Source organism: Methanothrix sp., assembly GCF_016706325.1.
GTDB lineage: Archaea > Halobacteriota > Methanosarcinia > Methanotrichales > Methanotrichaceae > Methanothrix.
On record NZ_JADJJX010000001.1, the window covers coordinates 207,722 to 231,766 of the forward strand.

The following is a 24,045-nucleotide window of genomic DNA, read 5'->3' on the forward strand; positions in this document are numbered from 1 at the left end:
ATCAAATCGTATTCGAAGAAAAATATAAGCCTTTCTTAAAGCTTCTGTTGGTCCATTCATTGCGGCAATATAATTCAATGCTGTTTATGGCTTTCAGATAAAAATGTGTGGCGGGAGAACATCAAGCCTCTTTTCATCTCCTTTGGGGATCCTCCGAGGCTGAGACTCCTGCTTCTGTGATTTGATTTACTTATTGACGGACTCAATAGCGACGGTTTCGGTCTCAATAGTTGCATTGATCACATCGGTCATGTTGGTCATATTGGTCATATTGGTCATGTTGGTCATGTTAGTCATGTTAGTCATATTGGTCATGTTGCTCATGTTCAAAGAGGCGTTTTGGCTGGCATTCAGGGTTTCGTTCAGCACTTCCTCGCTCAGGGCAGCTCCAATAGATAGAGCTATCAAGAGGAAGAAGAGTACAAGTCCGCTTGATGCTTTGCTCATAGTTCACACTCCATTTTGTAATGAGTAATAGGAAATTATTTATCGAATATAAACGTTTCCGTGATAGAATATGCATCGCTTGGATAAAAGGTGAATTGCTCAGCAAAAGACCTCTTTTCCGGCCCAAAATCCGCTGAGAACGATACCGCTTTATGAAGATTTTAATGGGCAATCCATTCCATTCCATCAACATTTTTTATTTAAGTTCTATTATAAGATACACAGCCCTCTACAAATTTTTCTACTGATAATGAATAGAAATGAGCATGTAGATATCCAGCCATGGTATTCTTCTCCACCAGGCCATCTTTGCCCTTGCCAATCCCCTTCCCCCGGGAAAGCCTCAGACAGCAGCGAGCATCTCTGTCGCATTCGCAGCGCGAATAATGAAACTCATGCCCGCGAAGGCTCCTGCCCACATCAGCCAGAGGATTGCTCCCCGAGAACTCTGCCTCCACATAGCCAAGGGCCATGAGCCTCTTCTCCATGAAGGTGGTAACGGGAAGGGCACCCACCATTCTAAAAGAACCAGCCTCAGATTCCAGGCTTTCTCCCAGATACATCAGGCCACCGCACTCCCCATAGATGGGCATTTCGTACTCAGAGGCCTCCTTGATCTGTCTTTTTGCAGGAGCCCTCTCCAGCTCAGAGGCATACAGCTCCGGATAGCCTCCCCCGATGTACAGCCCTCCCACATCAGGCAACTGATCCTCCAGTGGGCTGAAGTAGACCAGTTCAGCCCCCTGCCTCTCCAGCTCCAAGAGGTTCTCATGATAATAGAAGCAAAATGCCCGGTCCTTGGCCACCCCGATTCTCACCGCCCCCTCTTTGCCTTCTCTGCCTGATCCGCCTGCCTTTTCTGCTATTTCTGTATTTGCTGCTCTTCCTGTACTTGCTGCTCTTACTGTTCTTACTGCTGCTGCATCATACTGCTCAGCAGAGCCGGCCATCGCAGGGGGGCGAACGCGGTCTGGAAGGCTGAGAATCGCATCGATATCAGCATTCCTCTCCAGTATGGATGCTAAGAGCCCCGGATCATGATCCTTCTCGAAGCCCATGACCAGTCCCAGATGGCGGCTCTTCATTCCGATCTCTTTATCGCGGGGCAGGGCTCCAAAGATGGGACTGCGCAGGCAGCTTCTGAGCATATCCAGATGTCGCGGGCTTCCCACCCGGTTGAGTATCGTCCCTGCCAACTTCACCCCTGGATCGTAACTGGAAAACCCCAACTCCATGGCGGCAGCACTTCGCGACATGCCATGCACATTGATCACCAGGAGAACGGGTATATCCAGGATCTTGGCCACCTGGGCGGAGCTGCCTATCTCTGTGCCACCCATGCCGTCGAAAAGGCCCATCACCCCCTCTACCACTGCCACATCCGCCCCCCCCAAGGCAGAGAAGAATGAGCGCCTGACCCCCTCCTCGCCCATCATGAAGGGGTCCAAATTGAGTGAAGGCCGGCCACAGATAGCAGTGTGATGGGAAGGATCGATGAAGTCCGGGCCCACCTTGAAGGGCTGAACCACCAGGCCACGGGCGCGGAGGGCAGCCATCAGGCCCAGGGTGATGGTGGTCTTGCCAACACCGCTGTGGGTGCCGGCGATGAGCACTGCCGGAATTGCCTCATTCCATGACCTCTCCGATGAACCCTCGGATGGCATTCCTGATGGCCCCACTGATGGCCCTCCTGATGTCCCTTCTGATGTCCCTTCTGATGTCCCTTCTGATGTCCCTTCTGATGTCCCTTCTGATGTCCTCTCTGATGTCCTCTCTAATGTCTTACCCTCTGAGATTCCTGATGATCCTTCTGATGAGCTTTCCGTTGACCTCTCCCGCATTATTTCCGACCTGCCTTTCTGCGATTGCTGTGGATATGAGGCTCTCTTCTCCGGCAAGGATATTAATACGCTGGCCGATCCCTTCTGCATGCTGGTTGGGGTAATCAAGAGAGGAAAATATGGCGAGCGCCTGCTGGAGACAATAAAGGCCCGCACCGACTTCCAGGTGGTGTCGGTGGAGGTCCCGGAGATCCTGCCGGGATTCATCGAGGACCCGGAGGAGTTCGTCCGCGATCTGAATTTCGATCCACAGATATTCAAGGCGGATCTGCTCATTCTCTACACATTCCATCCGGACCTCACCCCTGAGATCGTCCGCCTGGCCGGGAAAGCCCATGTCAAAGCAGTCATCATCCCAGGAGGCATAGGCCGGGCGGGCTCCATCGATGAGCTGGAGAGGATCGCTGAGGAGTACAACATTCACATCGAGGTCGATGAGATCTGCTGCACTCTGGAGGAGTGTGGCGTCCCGGCGATCGATCAGTTCGCCGAGAAGCTGGGAAAGCCGGAGCTAGAGGTGGAGACCGAGGATGGCAGGATCAGCCGGGTGCATGTCCTGCGCGGCTCTCCCTGTGGAGCGACATGGCATGCCGCTTCCAGCATTTTGGGAAAGACTGTGGCCGAGGCCCCCTCACTTACTGGCCTGTTCTGCCAGCAGTATCCCTGTCGCGCAGTGAGGGGAGGTCCGGGAGGCATCCACACCTCAGGGGACCTGCACAAGGATGCCATGGAGAGGGCATTGGGCCAGGAGACAAGGCTCGTTCTTCCTGAACAGTCCAGGCCCATCAAGATCGAGCCGGGTAAGAGGGTCAGGAAATCGGAAGGGTAATGGCGATCCATATGATCACCCCCATTCAGGTGACAGATGCCACCGTTCGCGCTCTATACCGGGCGGAGACTGCACTTCCTCCCTGGGTCCTGGAGAGCATAAGAGAAGGGCTGGAGAAGGAGAGCAATCCCCTGGCCCGCTCTCAATTGCAGTTCATGCTGGAGAACGTCGGCCTGGCTGAATCAAAGGGCCTGCCCCTCTGTCAGGATACCGGCCTTCCTATATTTCATGTGCAGATGGGTCGGGACCTTCTCTTAGACTTCGATCTCCAGGAGGCCATCGCTGAAGGGGTGAGGAGAGCGACTGCCCGGATCCCCCTCCGGCCCAATGCCGTCGATCCCCTGACGCGGAAGAACAGCCTGGACAACACCGGCCCTGGGATGCCAGATATAATCTTAGACCAGGTCCAGGGACAAAGCCTGAGGATCACTGCATTTCCCAAGGGAGCGGGATCTGAGAACATGAGCCTGGTCATGATGCTCAATCCGGCAGACGACCCGCTCCAGTTCATCATCGATGCAGTCAGGGAGAGGGCGGCCAATGCCTGTCCTCCTCTGTTCCTGGGAATTGGGATTGGTGGAAGCTTCGATCTGGCCGCCCGCCTGGCCAAGAACGCTCTTCTCAATATGCACGCTCTGCAGCATTTCTCCCGGAAATCCTCTGATCGGGGTGGCTGTACTGCCCCTCCTGTGACCTCGCCGGAGGAGGTGGCAAGGCTTGAAGGGAGGCTCATGAAAGAGCTTAATGCCCTGGGCATCGGCCCCATGGGCCTGGGCGGAGATACCACAGTCCTAGGCCTGAGGATTGAGAAGGCGCTCTGCCACACAGCCTCCTTGCCGGTGGCCATAAACTTCCAGTGCTGGGCGAACAGAAGCGCCACCGAGGTGATCTTATGAGCGTATTTCATCTTCACACCCCCCTCAGCCAGGAGGATGTGAGGAAGCTCAATGCAGGGGATATTGTATATCTGAGCGGCAAGGTGCTGACCGCCCGCGATAAGGCCCATGCCCAGATCCGCCGCCAGGGCAGCCCCGTTTCTCTGCAGGGAGCAGCCCTCTATCACTGCGGCCCCATCATTCAGGCGGGTTCAGTCATATCTGCGGGGCCCACTACCAGCGCCCGGATGGCGCGCTATACTGATGAGATCCTCGCCCAGGGGGTGAGGGCCATCATCGGCAAGGGTGGTCTGCCAGGAGGGCCATTTCTGAACAGAGCAGTCTACCTGGCCTATCCCGGGGGTTGTGGAGCGGCAGCAGCAGCACAGCTCCGGGTTCGAGCCGTTCACTTCCAGGAGCTTGGCATGGCGGAATCCATCTGGGAGCTGGAGGCCGAGAATCTCGGTCCGATGGTGGTGGCGGTAGACTCGCATGGGAGAGACCTATTCGAGGATGTGAGACTGTCAGTGAGGTCGGCAGGAGAGACGGAAAGATAGATGGCGGGATAGGCGGCAAGGGAGATTGCAAAAGAACAATGGGAAAAGCCCTGGAGGAGGCGAGGTATCTGCTGGACCGGGGTTACCCCAAGGACTCAGCAGTCGGCTTTGTCTCCAATCACCACCGTCTGGCGGAGAAGGAGAGGTTCATCCTGATGAGGGTGGTGGTGAGATCGGATCTGGCTTGGGCGAGAAGATCCAAGCTGCTCGATCTGGAGGATCTGAGGGGCCAAAGCATCTCCATTGACGGCTACAATGTCATAATCACCACCGAGAGCGTCCTTGGAGGCTATCCCGTCTATTTATGTGATGACGGCCTCCTCCGGGACAGCAGGGGGATCTTCAGAGGCTTCAAAGCCTCCCCTCTAACCGCCATCGCCCTCAACTGGATCCTTGATCTTCTGGCCTCTGCCGGACCCGCCCGAACAGAGGTGCTGCTTGATCAACAGATGAGCCGCAGCGGAGAGCTGGCGGAGATGGTGAGAGGGATGATGGCTGAGCGGCAGCTCTGTGGCGTGGCCAGAACAGCCAGGAATGTCGACCACCTTCTGAAGACAGCGAAGAGGATCATTCTAACCAGTGACGGCAATGTGATCGATAGCGTCGATTATATCATGGATCTTCCGGCGGAGATCGGCAGAAGATCGGGCATGAAGCCATTGATTCTCTGATTGTTTATTTTCTTAGTGCTTTGACACTTATCTGATCGGCGCCTGTCGACTGATTGACGACTGTTGACTGACCGGCGCCTGTTGGCTGATTGATGCCTGTTGACTGATTGATGCCTGTTGACTGTCGACTGATTATAGCCTCGACCTGGCCTGGCCAATCGTCATCTTTTTATGCTACATTTGATTAATATACTATTGGGGTTTAAAGGCTTTCAAATTTATGGTGAGTGGCAATGAGAATGAGAGTATTAGCCTTAGTGGCACTGGCATTACTCCTCATGGGCGGAGGGGCTCTGGCATCCCATGCCATATTCTTTCCCCTGAGCGAGCATACCATAGCCAAACATGTTACAGATAGCGGCATGCCGCTTTACAGGACGAACACATTTACCACCGATGATGAGCAGGCCGTCTCCTGGATGCTGATCTGGCGGGACGCCAAATCGCATACCGTGGAGTGGAGATGGTACTGGCCCGAGGGCAGGACCTATGCCCGCTCTTTCAGCACCATCCCTCCCATCGATGGATTCACGGGGATGTGGGCGGCGCCCGTCTGGAGCTGTCTGAAGATCAAAGGGACTGACGTCTCCCGGCTTCCAGGAAACTGGAGGGTGGATGTGATAGTGGATTACAGGAAGGTCCTCACTCAGTATTTCACCATCAACACCCCTTATGCCTGCTGAGCCTGAGTTCAGCGCCCGGGTATATCAAGGCTTGATCCTTGGATTATAAGTCAGTCGAGCAGAAAGCATGACATCCAGCTTTGCTCTTCATCTTTTTCTCACCCTCTTGCGGTTTAAATACTCAGGGATCTATGAGATGGCATCTCTTTGCTTTGAAGCCTCATCCCTCCGGGCCTCGTCCTTTCAGGCTTCGTCCTTTGAAGCCTTATCACCTCCATCGTCTGCCCGCCGGAGCAAGGGTAGATGAGTAGAAGACCATATAAATCCCGGATGCTCAAAGGAAGAGAGGTGGATAGAAGATGGATCTGGAATTTGGTGGCAAGACCAAAGAGCCCGATATTCGCAGGCTCTTTGACATGAAAGAGGTCATATTCGATCAGAGCTGGCTGGCGGGAGCAGAGAACTTTGAGCTTTATTATATGTTCCGCGATCTCTTCTTAAGCCGGGCGGATGGAGATAAGCTTCGAGATCAGAATCTGAGGTATGATATCACCATTATCCCTCCAGGGACGATGGGAAAGGAGTACATCAAGACAGCCGGCCACTATCATCCCCTGGCGCCGGGATCTACTGTCACCTATCCGGAGCTCTATGAGGTGCTGGAGGGGGAGGCGCTCTATCTGCTGCAAAACACCGATCTCTCAGATGTGGTGGCCATAAATGCCACTGCCGGGGATAAGGTCCTAGTCCCCCCCAATTACGGGCATATCACCATCAATCGATCCAATAAGATCCTCAAGATGTCCAACTTCGTGGCCAGGGACTTCTCATCTCTTTATGGACCCATAAAGGATAAGGGGGGAGGGGCGTACTTCTTCACTCAGGATGGCTGGGTCAAGAATCCGCGCTGCCCGGAAGCGGGTGAGCTGCGGCGGGCGGATGCGCCGGGCGGCAGGATCCTCTCCCGGCTGGGGCTGACCAAAGGAAAAGAGATGTATCCTCTGCTCAAGGAGCATGGCCGGCTGGACTACCTGACCCGGCCCGGAGATCACCTGGATCTCTTCTCAGAGGTGATCTGAGAGAGAGCGATCTTGAGAGCTGCCTGAAGAAGAAGAATGACTGAGCTAAACTGAGCTGAAATGATAAAAAATGATAAATAGAGATTTCGCGAGCTTCAGAGCATATATCGAGCTTCTCCGTCCGCCGCTTGCGCCCATGGACATCGCCATGCCTGCCGCCTCGGCCCTGCTGGCAGTCTATGCAGTGGAAGGAACCCTTCCCCCGCTGGTTCCTTTTTTCATAGCAGTGCTCGGAGCCTACTGTGCCATCACCAGCTCTTATGTCTATAACGACTGCTGTGACATCGATGTGGATAAGGTCGGCATGCCCTCCAGGCCGCTGCCTTCGGCCAGGCTCAGCCGGAGGCAAGCCCAGCATTGGTCTTTATTTCTCTTTCTCATCGCCCTCTCTGCTGCCCTCTACCTGAACCCGGAGAGCTTTGTCATCCTCGTCCTTGCCACCATCCTGGCCGGAATCTACTCAGCCTGGGCCAAGAGGAACACCCCCTTCTCCTGGGTATTAGTGGGCTTATCCTATGGATTGGTGCCCCTTGGCGTCTGGCTGGCCATGGAGCCGGCAGGGATCCTGAAAGCAGGCGCCGGCATTCATCCCGCCTCTCTGATCCTGGCGGCGATGATCTGCATCACTGACTGGGGCTTCACTAACTGTGATGCCGCCCGCGATGTGGATGGGGACAGAAAAGAAGGGATTCCCACTACCCCTGCCACCTTCGGCATCCTGGCCACAGCGAAGATGGTCGCCCTCTTCTGGCTGGTGGGGATCGCCCTCTCCATTGCCCTGGGACCGGCCTCTGATCTGGGATGGATCTATCAGCTCGCAGCCATTGTAACCGGTGGCTGGCTGCTCTTGCAGAACTGGGATTTCGTCCGCCATCCCACAGCAAAAAGAGGAGAGCAGTTCTTCTATCAGTCAGTAACCTACCGCGCCTGGCTGTTTGCCGCCTTGATCATCGATGTGCTCCTCAGGGCAACACTTCTCTCCGCCCTGCCCCAGGTGGGCTGGCTATGAGGGTGAGGGCTGATCTATGATCGTTCTGCTCTCAGGGCCTGCTCTCTGGATAAGCCATACCGGCCCGCCTGGTGATGAAAGAGCCCTCCAGGTCGGCTGCCATCTGCCTGGCAATGCCAACCGGTATCCCCAGGACCATCAGCTCCCCGGGCAGCCAGGGGTTGACAGTTGGATCGGCCGGACCGATATAAACGGAATCAATCCGGGCATTCTCAGCCATGCCCGCGGGATAGGTGATCATAGTCGAGCAGGCGGACCCGGATGATATCACTGTCCTGTGGAAGGGCTCCGGGCTGCTGTACTGGGCCAGAGCACACAGATTCCTGGCCGCCAGGCTTTCCGCAAAGAGGATCATCGACTGTGCCCTCTCTATATCGATATCAGCATTGCACGGCCCAACGGCCACATATCTGCCAGGCGGCCTGATCTTGCCAGCCCGCTTCCACTGCTCCTCAAAGAGCTCCGGGGTGGCCTTCAGGTGCTCTGCCTGGCCGGAGGCGGAACCGGGAAGCCCGGTGGTCAGGAGGTACTTGACTGCAGAAGGCAGGTCAGCATATCCCATCCAGGCCATTCCCCCCGGACAGCAGCCCCCCTGATCCCCATTCAGATAAAGGACCGGCGTCTTTGGATGGAGGGCGCAGATGTATATCGCCCGGGCCAGGCAGCGGTCTATGGAGGAGGATGCTGCTGCCCCTGGTGGTATCTCATCTACGCCCCAGACGCAAAGGGGGCGCAGCTTCAGCCGACCGGCAGTGGCGAGCCTCTCCCCCAGCTCAGCAATATCCATGCTCGCCTCAATCATCCAGGATGATAGATGCCGTGGCAAAGCCAGAGCCCAGGCGGACCAGTCCCCCAATGGCGGCAGCTTCCAGCATCTCCTCTCTGCTCACCCCGGCCATACTGGCCAGCTTCTTATGAAACTCGACACATGTATCGCAGCGAATGGCCACTGCACATGCCAGCCCCACAATCGCCTTCTCTTTGGACGATAATGCGCCCTGCTTCATGATCTCATCCCTCAAGGACGTGAAGGCGGAATTTACGCCTTCGTCCAGTGCCTCTGCAAATATGATCGGTTTGGGCTTCTCTTCAACCATTACCATTACCTCCTGGCTCAATATCTTCCAAGCTCTCAGTTATCGCTATACCATAAAGATTCTGGCTGCTATTTGGAGTCGAATATGTTGTAAGCCGAGTATGTCGTAAGCCGAGTATGTCGTAAGCCGAGTATGTCGTAAGCCGAGTATGTTGTATATAGTGCGGCTCACTCGATATTTATACATAACATAGCCCCTCAACAAAGCTGAGCACAGGATCCCCGGTTCAGCCGTTATTTTGGGAATTATCATCCATCAGATATGGGTCGCAGTTTTTTAAAATTATCTTGCTATTCCAAAATCTATATATGCATTGTTATTATAGTAATTTGTCTGGAGGTAAAGCTTTGATATTCGTGAATAGATCTAGTCTCAGTGTCTTTAAGAACACAGTCTCTTTGCTGCTGGCAGCGAGCCTGATGATCGTGCTTGTTTTTCCAGCAATGGCGCAATCACCAGCAACAGCATTGGGTGATATTCCTTCTCCTTCTGCAGACCCCACTGCTGCAAAGGCGGATTTGGTCTACGACTTTCCCGCCGACCATCTTCTCCACACCCCGCAGTCCATTGTCAAGGATCCAGTGCATTTTATGGAGTGGCTCTACTGGACGGGGGCCTTGAGAGATGTTCAGACCGGCGAGCTGCTTGGGTTCCAGTACACCCTCTTTCAGCAGAACTTGGAGCCTGGATCGATCAGCTATGTCAATCATGTCGCGATAAGCGATGTAGCCAATAGCTGGCATCCCCGTTACCAATATGCCGCCTCATGGGAGGGGGCAGAGATCAGCAACGGCACCGATGGCATAAAGGGAGACTTCTGGCGTTATCAGGATGCCCAGACCACCCTGACCTACTGGATGGAGCAGGATGCCTGGAGCATCATTACAAAGGGAGATCTCTCTGATGATAAGGGTCAAGGGCATGATATCTCCCTGAATCTAACCCTGTTCAATGATGATCAGGGCTACTATCTTCACCACCCAGGAGGAGTGAATGTTGTCGGGCTGTGTGAAAAGGTGGAGCCGGAGAACATGACTGGTATGACCTATTACTATTCCCATCCCTCCATGAACACCAGCGGAACTGTGAGCATAGATGGTTATGAGATCGAGGTTAGAGGTGAGAGCTGGTTTGACCATCAGTGGGGGGGCTTTGGAAGGTGTTATCCTGCCTGGGACTGGTTCAGCCTGAGGCTTGATGATGGGAGCTACCTGGTGCTTTATGCCATCAAGGATCCGATGGGCCAGGAGCTAGTGGATTTGAGGGGTTTGACGTATATCGATGCAGAGGGGAATGCATCCTGGCGGGCAGGAGGCGATTCCTTCGATATGGCCGCTACCAGATGGTGGACCTCGGGCTCCGGCTTCAGCTATCCTCTGGACTGGGCATTCAGCACTCCGGTAGGAGATCTGGCCATAGAGCCATACTTTGATGAGCAGACCATGAATGTGGGTGTGGAGGGATCGGAGTACTGGGAGGGAATGATGCGCGTGAGGAAGGCTAACCTCTCCGGAGAGCAGATCGGCATAGGCTATATGGAGCTGGCGGGATACGCTCCCCTCTCCATCCTGGCTATCTGATAGCTCCGGGAAGATTATCATACAGGAAATTGAATGGTGGCGGCCCTCTCTTGGGCAAGAGGTGCCGCAATCTTTTTTTTTGTTGCAATTCGCTGCAGGCTCATTAATTTTCTTTCTTGCAATACTTTGACCACACAATTTTGGGAGGAGCCCTTTACTGCTTTCCCCTCTTATCTGGTGCTGTCTTGCACAGCGGCCCTCTCAGATAGACATACCAATAGAGGAGAGAGACGAATAAGGCTGCTCCGACGATATTGCCCAGAGTGACCGGGACCAGATTGGTGATGAAGAAGTTGTACCACCCCGTTCCGCCCATGAGGTTGGCTGTGGCCACGCCTGCTCCGGAGAGCTGGGCAGCGATGGCCGGGTCATTGGCGGCAAAGATGCCCAGGGGAATGAAGAACATGTTGGCCACGCTGTGCTCAAAGCCGATGGTGACGAAGGCCATGATGGGGAACCAGCAGGAGAAGATCTTGCTTATTACATCCTCTGAACTGATGGCCAGCCAGACGGCCAGGCATACCAGCCAGTTGCAGCCTATCCCCCGTAGAAATGCTGTGCTAAAATCCAGGCCACATTTATTATTGGCCACAGTCGCCGCCCAGCCTGCCCAGGGCAGGCCGTCGAAGAGGCCGCTCTGATAGGCCAGGAAGTAGGCTACGAAGACCGACCCCACCAGGTTGCCCACGTAGACCAGCGACCAGTTCTTTGCCAGGCCGCGGAGGCTCGCCTCGCCGTTCAGGACGCTGATGGGGGCGAACATGCAGTTGCCAGTGAACAGCTCCGATCCGGCGATGACGACCAGAATCAGGCCCACTGGGAAGACTGCACCGGCGGCGAACTTGACCAGGCCTGCCGGAAGGGCGATCTTCCAGACCTCTCCCCCCGGACCGGTGACTGTGCCATTGGATAGCCCTCCGGCCACAATCTCGCACAGAAGAGCTCCAAAGGCGATGTAGGCCCCGGCCAAAAAGCCCAGGACCAGCAGCTTCTGCCAGGTCATATTGCACTTCGTGCATCCGGCAGCTACGGCTGCCTTGGTGATATCAGCAGGAACTTTGAATGCTATCTTCTCTCCCTCCTGGGCGGGCGAGTGCAGCCATGGGCAGGAGCATCCATTCCCCTTTCCAGGTCATTTTGCCCTTGAAAGGGAGCCTTTGAGGGGCATCTCTCCCACCCTGCTCTGCAGCTTCATCCGCTATGGTGGCCAATGCTTGCCGGGATATTATCTAAAAGGGTTGCGGTTGCAGCGGATCTGTAATTATTTAATTATTAATTCAGAATCGAAAGGCATGGTTGCTGGCCTTCTTCTCAGGTGAGCTTGCGCAAATATAAATGATTGAGTCTCTTCGGGGTTTTCTCCCCATCCTTTCCTTGCAGGCGCATCATTCCTGGCATTTCTCAAAGGCCGGCCCTCATGCCCTCTTTGTCCTCAGCTCAATCTCAGCAGTGGTCCAAACTTTGCTGGGATAACGCCCTGGCTCCAGGTTTCTCATGCCGGGCTGCTCTGAGGTTATCGCCCCCATCATCGCCTCCAGGGGATCTTTTGGCTTCTGGCCCCGCGTGGTTGCCCTTCTGGGCGGCTGGTCCAGAGGGGGCAGTTGTAGCCACTGGAAGCTGGTGGTGCTACCGCCCAGGGTGGCAAAGACCTTGATGGTATCGGTGCCTTCTGTATAGTCCTCGGGCAGACTGGCACTTAGCGGTAGGAGAACTTCCATTCCTGGATCAAGAGGGACAAACCATTCAGCAGCACCTGATGGGTATATCTGAGTGATCCCCCAGTCCGGCTGAAGGTCCAGGACGGTGATGTTCAGGACGTTATCAGGCTGGTGCTCTGAAAAGCCATTCTTTATCCTCAAAAATGCCCATTCTCCATTGTTCACCTCGGGCAGCATTGGATTGTCAAAGGCCTTGGGATGGGGCTCGTTTGCCGGGTCGTAGTCGCTGTCCTCTTTGCCCACGAGCTCGATGATGAGCCTTCTGGCCAGGGGAGATGTGGGATCATGGTTTCGGAGATCCTTTGCTGCATTGAACTTGGTCAGGTGCTCCAGGCGGCGGACCACTCCCGCAGCCGAGCCTGCCTCGCCCGCCCTCAGCTCAGGCCGGAGATTTTTGATCTTCCTCCCTGATGGGTCCCAGATCTCATAGCCGCCATTCTCATTGACCGCCACCTGAAAGTCGAGCTTCTCATCTTCAGAGGTCAGCATAGAGGTAGAGGTCAGCTTAAGCCATCTGTTCTCTTTTACCGCCTCCTCCACTGCCTTCAAGGCAGAGTCCTGCTCGACCCCCGCACCCAGATCGCTCCTGTGGTGCAGATAGACCCTGCTGACCAGGTCTATGGAGTTTGGCTCCAGCAGCACAGCCTGCGCACCCTGTTCTATCATCGAGCCGCTGAACCTCTCAATTATATCCGCCCACGAGTCTGCTGCCTCCAGGATGGAGATCTCCGCCAGAGCTATGGCTTTTCCCGTGTCCAAAAGATCGATCGTCCCCGAAGGATAGATCCTGAATCGTGCGCCCCTGCGCAGGCCATGAGCCTGGCCAGCAGCAAGCAGGACTCTATTGCCGGCAGCATCGTAGCTCATTACATTTACAGCATAGTAGGGCGCAGCTCTCTCGCTTCCGAAGACATCTCTCGCGCCATCGCCCTCCATCATCGGCGTCTGCTCTCTGAACCGGCTGTGGACACAGGAGACTATCCGATCGTGGAGTGTCTTGTAGCTGAGGCCCGGTCCCAGATCGTCCAGTGAACGGAGGAGGTTGTAGGTCAGAACGCCGTTCCTCTCCCTTCCCTCGAAGGCATACTCCAGAGCGGACTCAGAGGGCCGGCAGGCTGCCAGGAGGACAAAACCACTGGGCGCGGGAAGCCAGCCGCTTCCGGCCTTCAGGTCGCGGGTGGTGCCGGACCTCTGCGTCATGTCATCCCAGTTGCCAATAAGCTCCGCGATGGGGGCAACCAGGCTCTCAGCCGGGCGGGGGGGTGGTGTCAACGATTCCCAGGCCGCGAACGGCCACATCGCCTGCCGCGGCACTCCCGCCCCGGACCATTCCGCCGGAGTGGCAGCTATCCAGGACTGCTGTGACTATGAGCCCTTTTTTGACCATATCATTGAGCAGCCTGGCCAGCTCTATATCCCGCAGGTATCTGGCCTTGGAGTTGCCGATGTTCATGGGGACGAGGGCCTCATCGATTCCGTGCTCGCCCTTGTGCAGCCTGTCGATGGTATTGGTCCTGCCGCCGTGGCCGGCGTAGTGGATGTAGACCTGATCGCCCGGCCCGGCCATATCTGCAATTCTCTTGAAGGCTGCCACCATATTCTCATATGTAGGCCATTGATCCTCAGGCTCCAGAGGCTGGCTCCTGGCAGATGCAGTCGATGTGAGCTTGATCACATTGTCCCCGGCTATATTCAGCCTCCTTTGCAGAAGCTCGCGGTGGACGTTATCGACATCCCTCACGCAGCCGCCAAGGTCGGAGTAGCAATATCCTCCAGGGAGCCTGTTGGGCAGGTAGCAGTCTATTCCTATCAGGAGGGCGAAGAGGTCGCCAACATTTCCGCTCATTTTTCTATCACCTGATGCCAGGATTATTATTCTGCAGATTCTGCTCTTTATTCCATCTCAATTCCTGCTGCGAAAGGCCTCGGCGATGCAGGGCTGGCATTCGGGCTCGCCGGTCGGGAATCGCCAGAGATTGTTCCAGATCCGTTCAAAAGCGCTTCGATTGAAGCTTCCCTCTCTGGGGCAGGTTCTGACATTTTCTATCCTGTACCTCTCCCAATCCTCAATGCTGAGGTTCTCTGCAATGCAGCCACATGCCTCCTTGATCAGATCCTCATAAGACACCGGCCAGATCCAGGCTGTGCCGTCATCGCTGCCGGTCAGAGCCTTCGAGCCGTCGGGGCTGAAGGCCACAGCCCGCACTGGGCCGTCATGAGGCAGCCTGTGATACTCCTGGCCGCTTGATGCATCCCAGATCCGGGCTGTGCCGTCATCGCTGCCGGTCAGAGCCTTCGAGCCGTCAGGGCTGAAGGCCACGGCCAACACCGGGCCGCCATGAGCCAGCTTGTGCACCTCCTGGCCGCTTGATGCATCCCAGATCCGGGCTGTGCCGTCAATGCTGCCGGTCAGAGCCTTCGAGCCGTCGGGGCTGAAGGCCACGTCGTACACCCAGCCTCCATGATCCAGCCTGTGGTCCTCCTGGCCGCTCGATGCATCCCAGATCCGGGCTGTGCGGTCAACGCCGCCGGTCAGAACTTTCGAGCCGTCGGGGCTGAAGGCCACAGCCCGCACCGTCACGGCCCACATCCCAAAGAAAAACCCCGTCACGGCCCGCACCGAAGAGTCATGATACAACTTGTGTACTTGGCCGCTCGATACATCCCAGATCCGGGCTGTGCCGTCAATGCTGCCGGTCAGAACTTTCGAGCCGTCGGGGCTGAAGGCCACGGCCCGCACCATGACGTCATGAGCCAGCCTGTGATACTCCTGGCCGCTTGATGCATCCCAGATCCGGGCTGTGCGGTCATCGCTGACGGTCAGAGCTTTCGAGCCGTCGGGGCTGAAGGCCACGGCCCACACCCGGTCGTCATGAGCCAGCCTGTGATACTCCTGGCCGCTTGATGCATCCCAGATCCGGGCTGTGCCGTCAATGCTGCCGGTCAGAGCCTTCGAGCCGTCAGGGCTGAAGGCCACGTCGTGCACCCAGCCGCCATGATCCAGCCTGTGCACCTCTCGGCCGCTCAATGCATCCCAGATCCGGGCTGTGCCGTCAACGCTGCTGGTCAGAACTCTCGAACCGTCGGGGCTGAAGGCCACGCCATACACCGGGCCGTCATGAGCCAGCCTGTGATCCCCCTTGCCGCTCGATACATCCCAGATCCGGGCTATGCCGTCATAGCTGACCGTCAGAGCCTTCGAGCCGTCGGGGCTGAGAGCCACGGCCCGCACCGCCACATCCCGCTCCGCCACATCCCGCTCCGCCACATCCCGCTCCGCGAGCCTCATCATTAAAAGCTCCGCCACGACCCGCACCGGACCGTCATGAACCAGCCTGTGCACCTCCTGGCCGCCCGATGCATCCCAGATCCGGACAGTGCCGTCAACGCTGACGGTCAGAGCTCTCGGGCCGTCGGGGCTGAAGGCCACAGCCTCTACCGGGCCATCAAGAGCCAGCTTGTGATACTCCTGGCCGCTTGATGCATCCCAGATCCGGGCTGTGCCATCATCGCTGCCGGTCAGAACTCTCGAGCCATCAGGGCTGAAGACCACGGCCAGTACCAGGCCGTCATGAGCCAGCTTGTGCACCTCCCGGCCGCTTGATGCATCCCAGATCCGGGCTGTGCCGTCATCGCTGCCGGTCAGAGCCTTCGAGCCGTCCGGGCTGAAGGCCACGGCCCGCACCATGCCGTCATGAGCCAGCTTGTGATACTCCTGGCCGCTTGATGCATCCCAGATCCGGACAGTGCCATCATCGCTGCCGGTCAGAGCTTTCGAGCCGTCCGGGCTGAAGGCCACGGCCCGCACCATGCCGTCATGAGCCAGCTTGTGATACTCCTGGCCGCTTGATGCATCCCAGATCCGGACAGTGCCGTCATAGTAGCCGGTAAGAACCTTCGAGCCGTCGGGGCTGAAGGCCACGGCCCGCACCATGACGTCATGAGCCTGCTTGTGTGCCTCCTGGCCGCTTGATGCATCCCAGATCCGGACAGTGCCGTCAAGGCTGCCGGTCAGAACCTTCGAGCCGTCGGGGCTGAAGGCCACGGCCCGCACCATGACGTCATGAGCCAATTGAGCCAATGGACGCGCCATCAGTGCTATGCTGCTACGCAAGGCATGGTCTCCTTCCACTGTCTCTTTATGGAGCAGCGATTCCACTGCCAGGAGAACCTTGGCCTTCTGGTCGCTCGCCGAAGAGTCCCCCTTCTGTGTCGACAGGGAGGCCAGGAAGAGCGCTAGTGCTTCCTCTGTCTTTTCATTTGCCTGGCCCATTTGATAGTAGGCGAATGCTGCAAAGATGATTATCGCCAATATGGCAGCCGCTCCCAAAATCCGTCGAATTTTTCTGACCTTTCTTTTCCTCTCTCTTTCCTCTCTGCTCGCCTCAACCAGCCTCTCCTCTGCCTCATCCCAGGCTCGCATCCCATCCTTGCCCCGTTCCACCAGCTCCAGGTCCGTTTCATCCAGAGGAGTGCCCTCTTTTCCATCCTTCCAGTCCACTGACCGGCTCTCCAGAATGCGCCTGGCCCTCTGGCCCGGCCTGTCCGAGGTGGCGAAGAGCTGCTTGACCAGGGGCGCGAGGGTATCGTGGGAGAGGCGGGTGGCAGCTGCTTTGCCCAGCCTCTCCAGCAGATAGAGATCGACGCATTGCTGAACCAGGGGATCGATGACCTGGCTCTGATACCGATAGTTCTTTTGAAGAACCTCTTCCGTTCGCTCCTCAGAAGTTCCCAATGGCGTGGTATGGAAGTCCAGAAAATCCAGGGCCAATCCAGAGTTCACTACCTCTGAGTTCTGTTTCTCCAGGGAGGCTAGCTGCTGCTCTAAAAAGTCCTGCAGCAGAATCCCTTTCTTCTTCAAGGTCTGGTAGAGATCTTTATTGAATTCGGGATGATCAGGCTCCAACTCCGTTGCCCTCTCCCACATCTTGGTGAGCAGGATCTGCATGGCAGGGGCAATGGCCGACTCCCGGTCCTCTTGCAGGTTATCGGCGATGATCTCCGCCAGACCATCCTCGACTACAAGGCGGTATTTTTGTCGCAGCCTCTCGCTCTTTGCCGGTCCGTTGACCGATTCTATGATTCCCCTTCTGGTCAGCCGTTCCAGTAGAAGGCGGGAGAAGGGGGTCTTACGATCCCGAAGCTTCTTTTCTATCTCCGCCAGCCATTCCTTGCGAAAGCCTAAGATGAGCTTACCCTGGGGCCTATGGCCTGGATTATTGAAGATAATCTTGAGGGCACCCCAAAAATCCTCAAGCTCATGGGGCAGATCGGGATTGGGGCGGGTGAATGCCTCCTCGACCTGGTCCAGGATTATGATCAAGGGCTTTGCACTCTTTCTCTCCTGGGCCAGCCAGGATTCAGCAATGGTCATGCCTTCATCCTTTGAGAGCGCCTCTTTCAGCGTTCCCAGCAAGCCCTTCTTGCCGTCTCGGCGGAGATAATGAACCTCGTGGCTCTTTTCCAGCCGGGGAATCAGGCCCGCGGCCAGAACAGATGATTTGCCCACGCCTGACTGGCCGTAAAAGAGGATGATGGGGGCAGAGTCTCTATCTATGACTCTCTGGTACAGATCCCGTATCTCATAGCCCCGGCCGAAGAAGACCTCGGCGTGCTCTCTGGCAAACCAGCTCAGGTGACGGAAGGGGCTGGGCGGCAGGTCACCGGCAGGGATCGGCGGCAGACCAAAGAGAGGATCTCCGACAGCTTCGGGCAGGTTCCATTCTGCTGCCAGCTCTGCACCCTCTCGCTTGTATAGATGCCAGGAAAGCGGTCTTCAGGCAGATCTGGGGAGTGTATCCCTTCCACATACAGATCTCGGCACTCTCACCATGCTCTGCCTGGATGGCATACTTGGCCTCATTGTAGGCCCCCTGGATACTGGCTCCTCCAGCCAGACTCCTGTAGAAGCGGCTGGCAAACTCTGCTGCCACTCTGTCGTCTATGGCCTGGGATGTGGCTATAACTGTGGAGACATTGGCGTCGAGAAGACCCTGCGCCTGATTTTGGGTGGCACAGCCATTGAGGAAGACCAGCTCCAGACCGGTCTGCTGACCCAGAAATGATGCCAGACCCCCGGCATGGGCAGCAACAGTCGATCCTTCTGCGGATTCGAGCAAGAGCTGATAGCCATTGGCATGGCCTCCATAATGGAATACTGCAATCCGGTTCCGGTATTCCGGGTCCTGGAATACCTCCAGTATATCCTTCAAAGTGGAATTGGAGCGTTCGACCACATCGCATAATTTGTTTCTCCTGGCAAGATCGAGGGCCTTTCGGATATTCCGCGCCTCTTGGGGCAGGTTGCGAAGATATCCCACCTGATCATTGCGCTCATTTGCGAATGCGAGGAAGATCACCGGCTTTTTGGCTTCAGAGGGCATGGCATTACCTTTTTACAATCTTTCGAATCGATATAGGTGGCAGCATATCGGATCAAGATAACAAACAATAAAGGCATTTAGATATTATACAGATAAAAGCATTTTGGCATTCTTAAGAGCAGGACTGCAACTGCTCTTTTCAGCCGACCCGTAGCCATAGGCAGGCTGGATCTCTTCAAAGCCCGGTCCATTGGAACAGAGAGAATTGTTGCGACTTTTGGCAATAACGCTTATAGCAGATCAGCTAGCTCTTCTTTGCTAATTCCAGATTCCTTTAAAAGCCTGCACAGAGTTCTTTAGGAATATCCTTGCTGTGGATGGGAACAACCGCCTTCCTGCGGGTTTGTGGATGGCGATAGATGCTGTGGCTTCCTGTGGTCCTCTCCAGAATGAAGCCAGCCTTCTCCAAAGCTCTGGCAAGCTTCTGAGAAGAGACCGAAGGCAGCTTAGGCATGGGCAACGATCTCTACAGTGCGATCGATGATATCTTCGTCGGTTGGAACCTCTTCATCATGAGCAATCAATATCTGCACATAGCCCTCAATGGCATCTCTTGCCATATCCAGGGCCTCATCAATGGTCTTTCCAAAGGTAACGCATCCCGGAGGTGATGGAACCCATGCGGTATAGACCTCATCCTCTGCTTCCCATCTCAGCATAACATGGTACTTTGGGACCTTCATCGCAATCAAAATGGCATTTTCAAATATAACTAACCTCTGCTGCTTCTAAAGGAGAACCGACCTGATATCTCCCCGATGAAGCTCAGGATCACCATCACCGGCACCAGGTAAATGACGCGGGCTACAGGTACCTGCTGCTGGGGAGCGCAATGGGTTTGCGCCTGCCGGGATTTGATGCCAGCAATCTTACCGATAGCGATATCATTTTGCTTCCTCTTCCTCACTCTGATCTTGTGAAGGATGAGGTCCGGGCAGCTTTGGGCAGCTTTGATATTATATCATGATCTAGAAGATATGCAGCTCATTGTTGCTTATATAACAACTAAAATTAAATCGATGCTGCTCTTGCAGGCCAACACATCCTCCTGCCCTAAACCCCCGCCAGCTTGCAGTCAGCCTCGCTGTGCTCGATCTCCTGGATGCTCATCCTCTTCGCCGGATTGAAGCTCTTCTTGTGCCGGCAATCCATGAGCTTATGCCAGTTGTCTCTCTCCCAGATGTTGAAGGACTTATCCTCCTCCGGTATGAGCTGGCGCAGCCTCAGGACCAGTCCCTCCCAGTTGACTGCATGCCCGGAGAACTCCGGCCCATCCACGCAGGCGAACTTGGTCTCCCCCGCCACCTCCACCCGACAGGCTCCACACATCCCTGTTCCATCCACCATGATCGGGGTCAGGCTGACAATTGTCTCCACTCCTGCCGACCGGGAGGCATCTGCTGAGACCTTCATCATAAAGGGGCAGCCATGGACGAATATCCTGTCGATCTTCTTGCCCTCTCCCAGCTCCTGCTCGATGAAATCGTTAGCCCAGGCGGTCTTGCCGCAGCCCGTAACCACATGAAGCTCATCGCTATGCTCGGCCAGCTTATCAGTCCAGAAGACGAAATCAGGGCCCCGCCCCTCTATCACAGTGATCACTGTATTCCCCTTCTCCTTGAGGGCCTTGATCAGTGGCAGAGAGGGGCCGGCTCCAAAGCAGCCGCAGGCGCATATCACCCGGCCGAAGTTCTCGATCTCTGTGGGCTTGCCCAGCGGTCCGGCTATATTGGCCACTGAATCGCCTTCACATAGGGTGGACAGCTTTGCAGTGCTGGTTCCCAGAACATAAAAGACGATATCTATAGTGCCCTCCTCTTCATCCCAGCCTGCCAGGCCCATGGGAATCCTCTCTCCTTTCTCGTCCACCCGGATGATAACAAACTGACCGGGCTTTGCGCTGCTGGCAATCTTGGGCGCTTTGAACTGCATATGGATGATATTGGGAGCAACAGTCTCCCTGGTTACTATCTCGTACATCTAGCCTCCTATCATTTACCCAGCGAATAGACCACTCCAGCCGGGGACTCTTCGGCGCTGCGGCATAGAGCGAAGCTCGGGCTCTCCAACGCTCTTTGCCCCTAGCATATCGATGGTAAGCTCATACTCTGACATCTGTGACAGGCAATGATGCAGATTAATTGTATTAGTAGGTTGCTCTGGTTGCTCTGATTGCTCTGATAGCTCTGAAAGGAAAATCTTTTTTATATAGCACAGAGATGATCAGCGGTAGATCATCCAAGATGGATGATCAGCGGTAGATCATCCAAGATGGATGATCAGCATTAGATGATCAGCGGTAAGGGAACTTAGCCTCTGAGGCGCGGTGTGAAAGAGATGGCAGACAAGTTGAACTTAAACCGGGTGGAGATGCCCAAGCAATCTCCAGAGAAGAGGAAGGGCAACTTTCAGGAGGTTGCTTTGGGATACAGTGCAGAGCAGGCGGCTTTGGAGGCGAGCAGATGTATCCAGTGCAAAAAGCCCAAATGCGTTGATGGCTGCCCCGTCGGAGTGGATATTCCGGAATTCATTCTTGCCCTGAGGGAGGGCGACATGCCCGGCGCGGCCCTCTCCCTTAAGAGAAAGAACGCCCTGCCCGGAATCTGCGGACGGGTCTGCCCTCAGGAGGTGCAATGCGAGAGCCGCTGCGTCCTGGCAAAGAAGGGCGCACCCGTGGCCATAGGCCGGCTGGAGCGCTATGTGGCCGACTGGGAGCAGGAGACGAAGAAATGCCCGCCCTGCGAGATCCTGCCTCCGACGGGCAAGAGCGCCGCGGTGGTGGGCTCGGGCCCCGCTGGCCTCACCTGCGCCGCAGATCTGGCCAGATTGGGGCATAAAGTCACCATCTTCGAGGCCCTGCATGATGGCGGAGGGGTTTTGGTCTATGGCATTCCCGAGTTCCGTCTGCCGAAGGCCATCGTCCGGGCGGAGATTGAGTACGTCAAATCGCTGGGGGTGGAGCTGGAGCTGGATTCAGTAGTGGGCAGACAGGTGCAACTGCACGAGCTGCTAGAAAATGAATTCGATTCCATATTCCTGGGGATCGGCGCAGGAGCGCCGCGATTTCTCAATGTGCCCGGCGAGAACCTGAGCGGTGTCTACTCTGCCAATGAGTATCTAACCCGGGTAAACCTGATGAAGGCCTATAAGTTCCCTGATTATGATACCCCGATCAAGAAGGGGCGCAAGGTGGCAGTGATTGGGGGAGGGAATGTGGCCATGGATGCCGCCCGATCGGCTGTGCGCCTGGGGGCCGAAGAGGTGCATGTCATCTACCGCCGCTCCCGGGAGGAGATGCCGGCGAGAAGGGAGGAGGTGGAGAATGCAATGGAGGAGGGGGTCATCTTCGATTTCCTCACCAATCCCACCCGCTTCCTGGGCGACCACCGGGGAATGGTCAAGATGATGGAGCTGGTGAAGATGGAGCTGGGCGAGCCCGATGCCTCGGGCAGGAGGAGCCCCAGGGTGAAGAAAGGCTCAGAGCACATAGAGGACGTGGATATAGTGGTCATCGCCGTGGGAACTGTTCCCAACCCCCTCATCGCCTCCAGCACCCCTCAACTGAAGACCACCAAATGGGGAACTATAGTGGTGGATGAGAGGGGCAGGACAACTATGGAGGGGGTCTGGGCAGGAGGAGACATCACCACTGGAGGAGCAACGGTGATCAGCGCCATGGGCGCGGGCAAGATCGCTGCCGCGGACATGGACAACTGGATGCTGAATGATGGGCCGTGGTGCGATAAGTAGTATGCACCACTCTCATTTTCCCCATTTTGGCGCAGGCGTTCTTTAAGGGCATTTAAATATGCTCTGCCGCTATCTGCTATCTTGTTGGCGTGGATGGAATTCTGGACAGACGCCTCGCGCTACGATCACCCTTGGACCTGGCCTGGCCATCTCCTCCCGGAGCACCCCCTCCAATTCCTCCACAGATCCAGGAAGATCGATATAACGGAAGGGCATCAACCCCTCCAAGAGCGAAGTGAGATCGGGCACCTCCTGGCCGCCGGTCATGGCAGCCACATCGTTCTTCAAGACGACCGCCAAAAGGTCCCGCTTCTGCCAGAGGGCATTGATCAGGCCCTGCAGCCCGGAGTGGGCCAGGGCATAGTCTCCCACCAGGGCGATCCCCTTGTTCTTGAATCCCGAGGCCACCCCCACAGAGGAGCCGAGGCCATATACCACATCCACCGACTGGTACGGCCTGCGGCTGGCGCGAATGGAGCAGCCGGCATCGCCGGCCACGGGCACATCCAGCCTCCCCAGGGCAGAGAAGAGGCTGGCGAAGGGGCAGCCATCGCATACCCCAGCGTAGCCCCGCCCGGCTACGGTTTCATACTCCTGAGAGAGCGGGGCGCAGGCCATATTCAAGGCCATAGTCATACCCTCTCCGTTCTCTAAGAGCTCAAGGGCGCTGATGATATCCTCCCGATTCAGCTCTCCCCGCGGCAGGTGGCCGGTGAGCCTTCCTTTCACCTTTCCCCACCCCCTCAGATGGGACTCGATGAATGGCTCGGGCTCCTCTGCCACCAGGACGATCTGGTGATCATCGATGAACCGGCAGATGAGCCCCCAGGGCAGGGGATTGACATAGGCCAAAGAGAGAGAGGATGCCCCCAATCCCTCCGCCAGAGCAGCAGGACGTCCACTCCCGATGATCCCCACACAGCCTGCACCTCTCTCCAGGTGGTTCAGATAGGAGGACTCTGCCGCCTCCCTGGCCCGGGCCATGACCTCCTCGTGATGCCTCTGGTGCAGACCGCGCATGGTCAGCTCCGGCTCTGCCCTCTCAAACTGCTGTCCCGTGCCAGGGGAGGGCTGAGGGCTGATCTGGACCCCTTCTGCTGCCAGCATTGGCGAAGTGATCCGGACGATCACCGGCACCCTGAGCCCCTCGGAGAGGGAATAGGCCTCCAGGATGGAGAGGTACAGATTCTCAGGGTCTCGCGGATCGAGGACGGGAAGCTTTGCCACCAGCCCGTAAAAGCGGCTGTCCATCTCCGCCTGGGAGCCCTTAGGTCCCAGGTCGTCCCCGGCCAGCACCACCAGGCCCGAGCCGATGCTGTGGATGGCGGATATCACCAGGGGATCGGCCAGGACATTCATCCCCACCTGCTTGACCACCACCATCGAGCGCAATCCAGTGGCTGAAGCCCCCAGAGCGATCTCCAATGCCACCTTCTCATCGATGGAGATCTCCGCCTTCAGGCCGGCGGCCAGATCGGTTATAGGGTAGCCGGGGACGTAGGTTCGAACCGCCGCTTCTGCATCATCTGCTGCCAGGACAACAGCCTTCAGGCCATTTAGGCCCTTCAGGCCTTTCATGCTTCTTG

23 protein-coding genes are annotated in these 24,045 nt (G+C 56.4%); 9 read left to right on the forward strand and 14 right to left on the reverse strand.

The window, feature by feature from the left end:
- Positions 1-186: 186 nt before the first annotated feature.
- The gene (locus IPI63_RS01075; RefSeq protein WP_292476142.1) at positions 187-369 is read right to left on the reverse strand and encodes a hypothetical protein; all 183 of its coding nucleotides are present in this window, start codon (positions 367-369) and stop codon (positions 187-189) included.
- A gap of 278 nt (positions 370-647) precedes the next feature.
- Positions 648-2,111, reverse strand: coding sequence for a cobyrinate a,c-diamide synthase (locus tag IPI63_RS01080; protein WP_292476143.1), 1,464 nt, complete (start codon positions 2,109-2,111; stop codon positions 648-650).
- On the opposite strand from IPI63_RS01080, the gene IPI63_RS01085 reads away from it, so the two are divergent.
- The 7 genes from IPI63_RS01085 to IPI63_RS01115 all read left to right on the forward strand — a co-directional run bounded on the left by IPI63_RS01085 (position 2,053) and on the right by IPI63_RS01115 (position 7,931).
- A complete protein-coding gene (locus IPI63_RS01085; protein ID WP_292476145.1) occupies positions 2,053-3,117 on the forward strand; it encodes a DUF166 family protein in 1,065 nt (354 codons plus the stop codon). The genes IPI63_RS01080 and IPI63_RS01085 overlap by 59 nt on opposite strands.
- On the forward strand, positions 3,117-4,013 hold the full coding sequence (locus tag IPI63_RS01090) for a fumarate hydratase (protein ID WP_292476146.1): 897 nt from the start codon (positions 3,117-3,119) through the stop codon (positions 4,011-4,013). Before IPI63_RS01085 ends, IPI63_RS01090 begins: the two co-directional genes overlap by 1 nt.
- The gene (locus IPI63_RS01095; protein ID WP_214079953.1) at positions 4,010-4,549 is read left to right on the forward strand and encodes a FumA C-terminus/TtdB family hydratase beta subunit; all 540 of its coding nucleotides are present in this window, start codon (positions 4,010-4,012) and stop codon (positions 4,547-4,549) included. The genes IPI63_RS01090 and IPI63_RS01095 overlap by 4 nt, the downstream gene beginning before the upstream one ends.
- A 38-nt stretch (positions 4,550-4,587) precedes the next feature.
- Positions 4,588-5,220: a DUF434 domain-containing protein gene (locus IPI63_RS01100; protein ID WP_292476148.1), complete on the forward strand. Its 633-nt coding sequence runs from the start codon at positions 4,588-4,590 to the stop codon at positions 5,218-5,220.
- A 233-nt stretch (positions 5,221-5,453) separates the two neighbouring features.
- Complete coding sequence (locus IPI63_RS01105) at positions 5,454-5,903, forward strand: hypothetical protein (protein WP_214065899.1); 450 nt, start codon at positions 5,454-5,456, stop codon at positions 5,901-5,903.
- Between the two features lie 299 nt (positions 5,904-6,202).
- Positions 6,203-6,922: a glucose-6-phosphate isomerase family protein gene (locus tag IPI63_RS01110; protein ID WP_292476150.1), complete on the forward strand. Its 720-nt coding sequence runs from the start codon at positions 6,203-6,205 to the stop codon at positions 6,920-6,922.
- Positions 6,923-6,992: 70 nt separating this feature from the next.
- Positions 6,993-7,931, forward strand: a complete 939-nt coding sequence (locus tag IPI63_RS01115; RefSeq protein ID WP_214065901.1) for a UbiA family prenyltransferase — start codon at positions 6,993-6,995, stop codon at positions 7,929-7,931.
- Between the two features lie 31 nt (positions 7,932-7,962).
- On the opposite strand, the gene IPI63_RS01120 is transcribed toward IPI63_RS01115, so the two are convergent.
- A complete protein-coding gene (locus IPI63_RS01120; protein WP_292476152.1) occupies positions 7,963-8,718 on the reverse strand; it encodes a DUF169 domain-containing protein in 756 nt (251 codons plus the stop codon).
- A 7-nt stretch (positions 8,719-8,725) separates the two neighbouring features.
- A complete protein-coding gene (locus tag IPI63_RS01125) occupies positions 8,726-9,028 on the reverse strand; it encodes a carboxymuconolactone decarboxylase family protein (protein ID WP_214065903.1) in 303 nt (100 codons plus the stop codon).
- 443 nt (positions 9,029-9,471) lie between these two features.
- Here IPI63_RS01125 and IPI63_RS01130 point away from each other — a divergent pair, with 443 nt between their 5' ends.
- Positions 9,472-10,608 (forward strand): lipocalin family protein, encoded by a 1,137-nt coding sequence (locus tag IPI63_RS01130; RefSeq protein ID WP_292476153.1) that lies wholly within the window; start codon positions 9,472-9,474, stop codon positions 10,606-10,608.
- 154 nt (positions 10,609-10,762) lie between these two features.
- Here IPI63_RS01130 and IPI63_RS01135 read toward each other — a convergent pair whose 3' ends face one another.
- The 9 genes from IPI63_RS01135 to IPI63_RS01175 all read right to left on the reverse strand — a co-directional run bounded on the left by IPI63_RS01135 (position 10,763) and on the right by IPI63_RS01175 (position 20,689).
- A complete protein-coding gene (locus tag IPI63_RS01135; protein ID WP_394357580.1) occupies positions 10,763-11,677 on the reverse strand; it encodes a formate/nitrite transporter family protein in 915 nt (304 codons plus the stop codon).
- Positions 11,678-11,869: 192 nt separating this feature from the next.
- Positions 11,870-12,013 (reverse strand): hypothetical protein, encoded by a 144-nt coding sequence (locus IPI63_RS01140; protein ID WP_292476154.1) that lies wholly within the window; start codon positions 12,011-12,013, stop codon positions 11,870-11,872.
- Between the two features lie 10 nt (positions 12,014-12,023).
- Positions 12,024-13,625, reverse strand: coding sequence for a hypothetical protein (locus IPI63_RS01145; protein WP_292476155.1), 1,602 nt, complete (start codon positions 13,623-13,625; stop codon positions 12,024-12,026).
- Positions 13,573-14,172: a caspase family protein gene (locus IPI63_RS01150; RefSeq protein ID WP_292476156.1), complete on the reverse strand. Its 600-nt coding sequence runs from the start codon at positions 14,170-14,172 to the stop codon at positions 13,573-13,575. The genes IPI63_RS01145 and IPI63_RS01150 overlap by 53 nt, the downstream gene beginning before the upstream one ends.
- Before the next feature lie 57 nt (positions 14,173-14,229).
- Positions 14,230-18,060, reverse strand: a complete 3,831-nt coding sequence (locus IPI63_RS01155) for a hypothetical protein (protein WP_366850834.1) — start codon at positions 18,058-18,060, stop codon at positions 14,230-14,232.
- Positions 17,987-18,709 (reverse strand): CHAT domain-containing protein, encoded by a 723-nt coding sequence (locus IPI63_RS01160; RefSeq protein WP_292476159.1) that lies wholly within the window; start codon positions 18,707-18,709, stop codon positions 17,987-17,989. The genes IPI63_RS01155 and IPI63_RS01160 overlap by 74 nt, the downstream gene beginning before the upstream one ends.
- A 274-nt stretch (positions 18,710-18,983) precedes the next feature.
- Positions 18,984-19,163 carry a type II toxin-antitoxin system HicA family toxin gene (locus IPI63_RS01165; RefSeq protein WP_292476160.1) on the reverse strand — a complete coding sequence of 60 codons (180 nt, stop codon included), beginning with the start codon at positions 19,161-19,163 and terminating at the stop codon, positions 18,984-18,986.
- Positions 19,156-19,392: a type II toxin-antitoxin system HicB family antitoxin gene (locus IPI63_RS01170; protein ID WP_292476162.1), complete on the reverse strand. Its 237-nt coding sequence runs from the start codon at positions 19,390-19,392 to the stop codon at positions 19,156-19,158. The genes IPI63_RS01165 and IPI63_RS01170 overlap by 8 nt, the downstream gene beginning before the upstream one ends.
- Before the next feature lie 370 nt (positions 19,393-19,762).
- Positions 19,763-20,689, reverse strand: a complete 927-nt coding sequence (locus IPI63_RS01175; RefSeq protein WP_214065786.1) for a sulfide/dihydroorotate dehydrogenase-like FAD/NAD-binding protein — start codon at positions 20,687-20,689, stop codon at positions 19,763-19,765.
- Between the two features lie 357 nt (positions 20,690-21,046).
- Here IPI63_RS01175 and gltA point away from each other — a divergent pair, with 357 nt between their 5' ends.
- Positions 21,047-22,459 (forward strand): NADPH-dependent glutamate synthase, encoded by a 1,413-nt coding sequence (gene gltA / locus IPI63_RS01180; RefSeq protein ID WP_214065787.1) that lies wholly within the window; start codon positions 21,047-21,049, stop codon positions 22,457-22,459.
- Between the two features lie 69 nt (positions 22,460-22,528).
- On the opposite strand, the gene IPI63_RS01185 is transcribed toward gltA, so the two are convergent.
- Positions 22,529-24,037 (reverse strand): thiamine pyrophosphate-dependent enzyme, encoded by a 1,509-nt coding sequence (locus IPI63_RS01185; RefSeq protein ID WP_292476164.1) that lies wholly within the window; start codon positions 24,035-24,037, stop codon positions 22,529-22,531.
- Between the last annotated feature and the right edge of the window lie 8 nt (positions 24,038-24,045).

Coding starts and splice junctions, on each gene's coding strand:
- IPI63_RS01100 (WP_292476148.1), top strand. CDS start 4,588: ATGGGAAAAGCCCTGGAGGAGGCGAGGTATCTGCTGGACCGGGGTTAC.
- IPI63_RS01080 (WP_292476143.1), bottom strand. CDS start 2,111: ATGCCATCCGAGGGTTCATCGGAGAGGTCATGGAATGAGGCAATTCCG.
- IPI63_RS01150 (WP_292476156.1), bottom strand. CDS start 14,172: ATGAGCGGAAATGTTGGCGACCTCTTCGCCCTCCTGATAGGAATAGAC.
- IPI63_RS01185 (WP_292476164.1), bottom strand. CDS start 24,037: ATGAAAGGCCTGAAGGGCCTAAATGGCCTGAAGGCTGTTGTCCTGGCA.
- IPI63_RS01165 (WP_292476160.1), bottom strand. CDS start 19,163: ATGCCTAAGCTGCCTTCGGTCTCTTCTCAGAAGCTTGCCAGAGCTTTG.
- IPI63_RS01125 (WP_214065903.1), bottom strand. CDS start 9,028: ATGGTTGAAGAGAAGCCCAAACCGATCATATTTGCAGAGGCACTGGAC.
- IPI63_RS01115 (WP_214065901.1), top strand. CDS start 6,993: ATGATAAATAGAGATTTCGCGAGCTTCAGAGCATATATCGAGCTTCTC.
- IPI63_RS01085 (WP_292476145.1), top strand. CDS start 2,053: ATGAGCACTGCCGGAATTGCCTCATTCCATGACCTCTCCGATGAACCC.
- IPI63_RS01105 (WP_214065899.1), top strand. CDS start 5,454: ATGAGAATGAGAGTATTAGCCTTAGTGGCACTGGCATTACTCCTCATG.
- IPI63_RS01145 (WP_292476155.1), bottom strand. CDS start 13,625: ATGTGGCCGTTCGCGGCCTGGGAATCGTTGACACCACCCCCCCGCCCG.
- IPI63_RS01175 (WP_214065786.1), bottom strand. CDS start 20,689: ATGTACGAGATAGTAACCAGGGAGACTGTTGCTCCCAATATCATCCAT.
- IPI63_RS01130 (WP_292476153.1), top strand. CDS start 9,472: ATGGCGCAATCACCAGCAACAGCATTGGGTGATATTCCTTCTCCTTCT.
- IPI63_RS01095 (WP_214079953.1), top strand. CDS start 4,010: ATGAGCGTATTTCATCTTCACACCCCCCTCAGCCAGGAGGATGTGAGG.
- IPI63_RS01110 (WP_292476150.1), top strand. CDS start 6,203: ATGGATCTGGAATTTGGTGGCAAGACCAAAGAGCCCGATATTCGCAGG.
- gltA (WP_214065787.1), top strand. CDS start 21,047: ATGGCAGACAAGTTGAACTTAAACCGGGTGGAGATGCCCAAGCAATCT.
- IPI63_RS01120 (WP_292476152.1), bottom strand. CDS start 8,718: ATGGATATTGCTGAGCTGGGGGAGAGGCTCGCCACTGCCGGTCGGCTG.
- IPI63_RS01160 (WP_292476159.1), bottom strand. CDS start 18,709: ATGCCCTCTGAAGCCAAAAAGCCGGTGATCTTCCTCGCATTCGCAAAT.
- IPI63_RS01170 (WP_292476162.1), bottom strand. CDS start 19,392: ATGAAGGTCCCAAAGTACCATGTTATGCTGAGATGGGAAGCAGAGGAT.
- IPI63_RS01090 (WP_292476146.1), top strand. CDS start 3,117: ATGGCGATCCATATGATCACCCCCATTCAGGTGACAGATGCCACCGTT.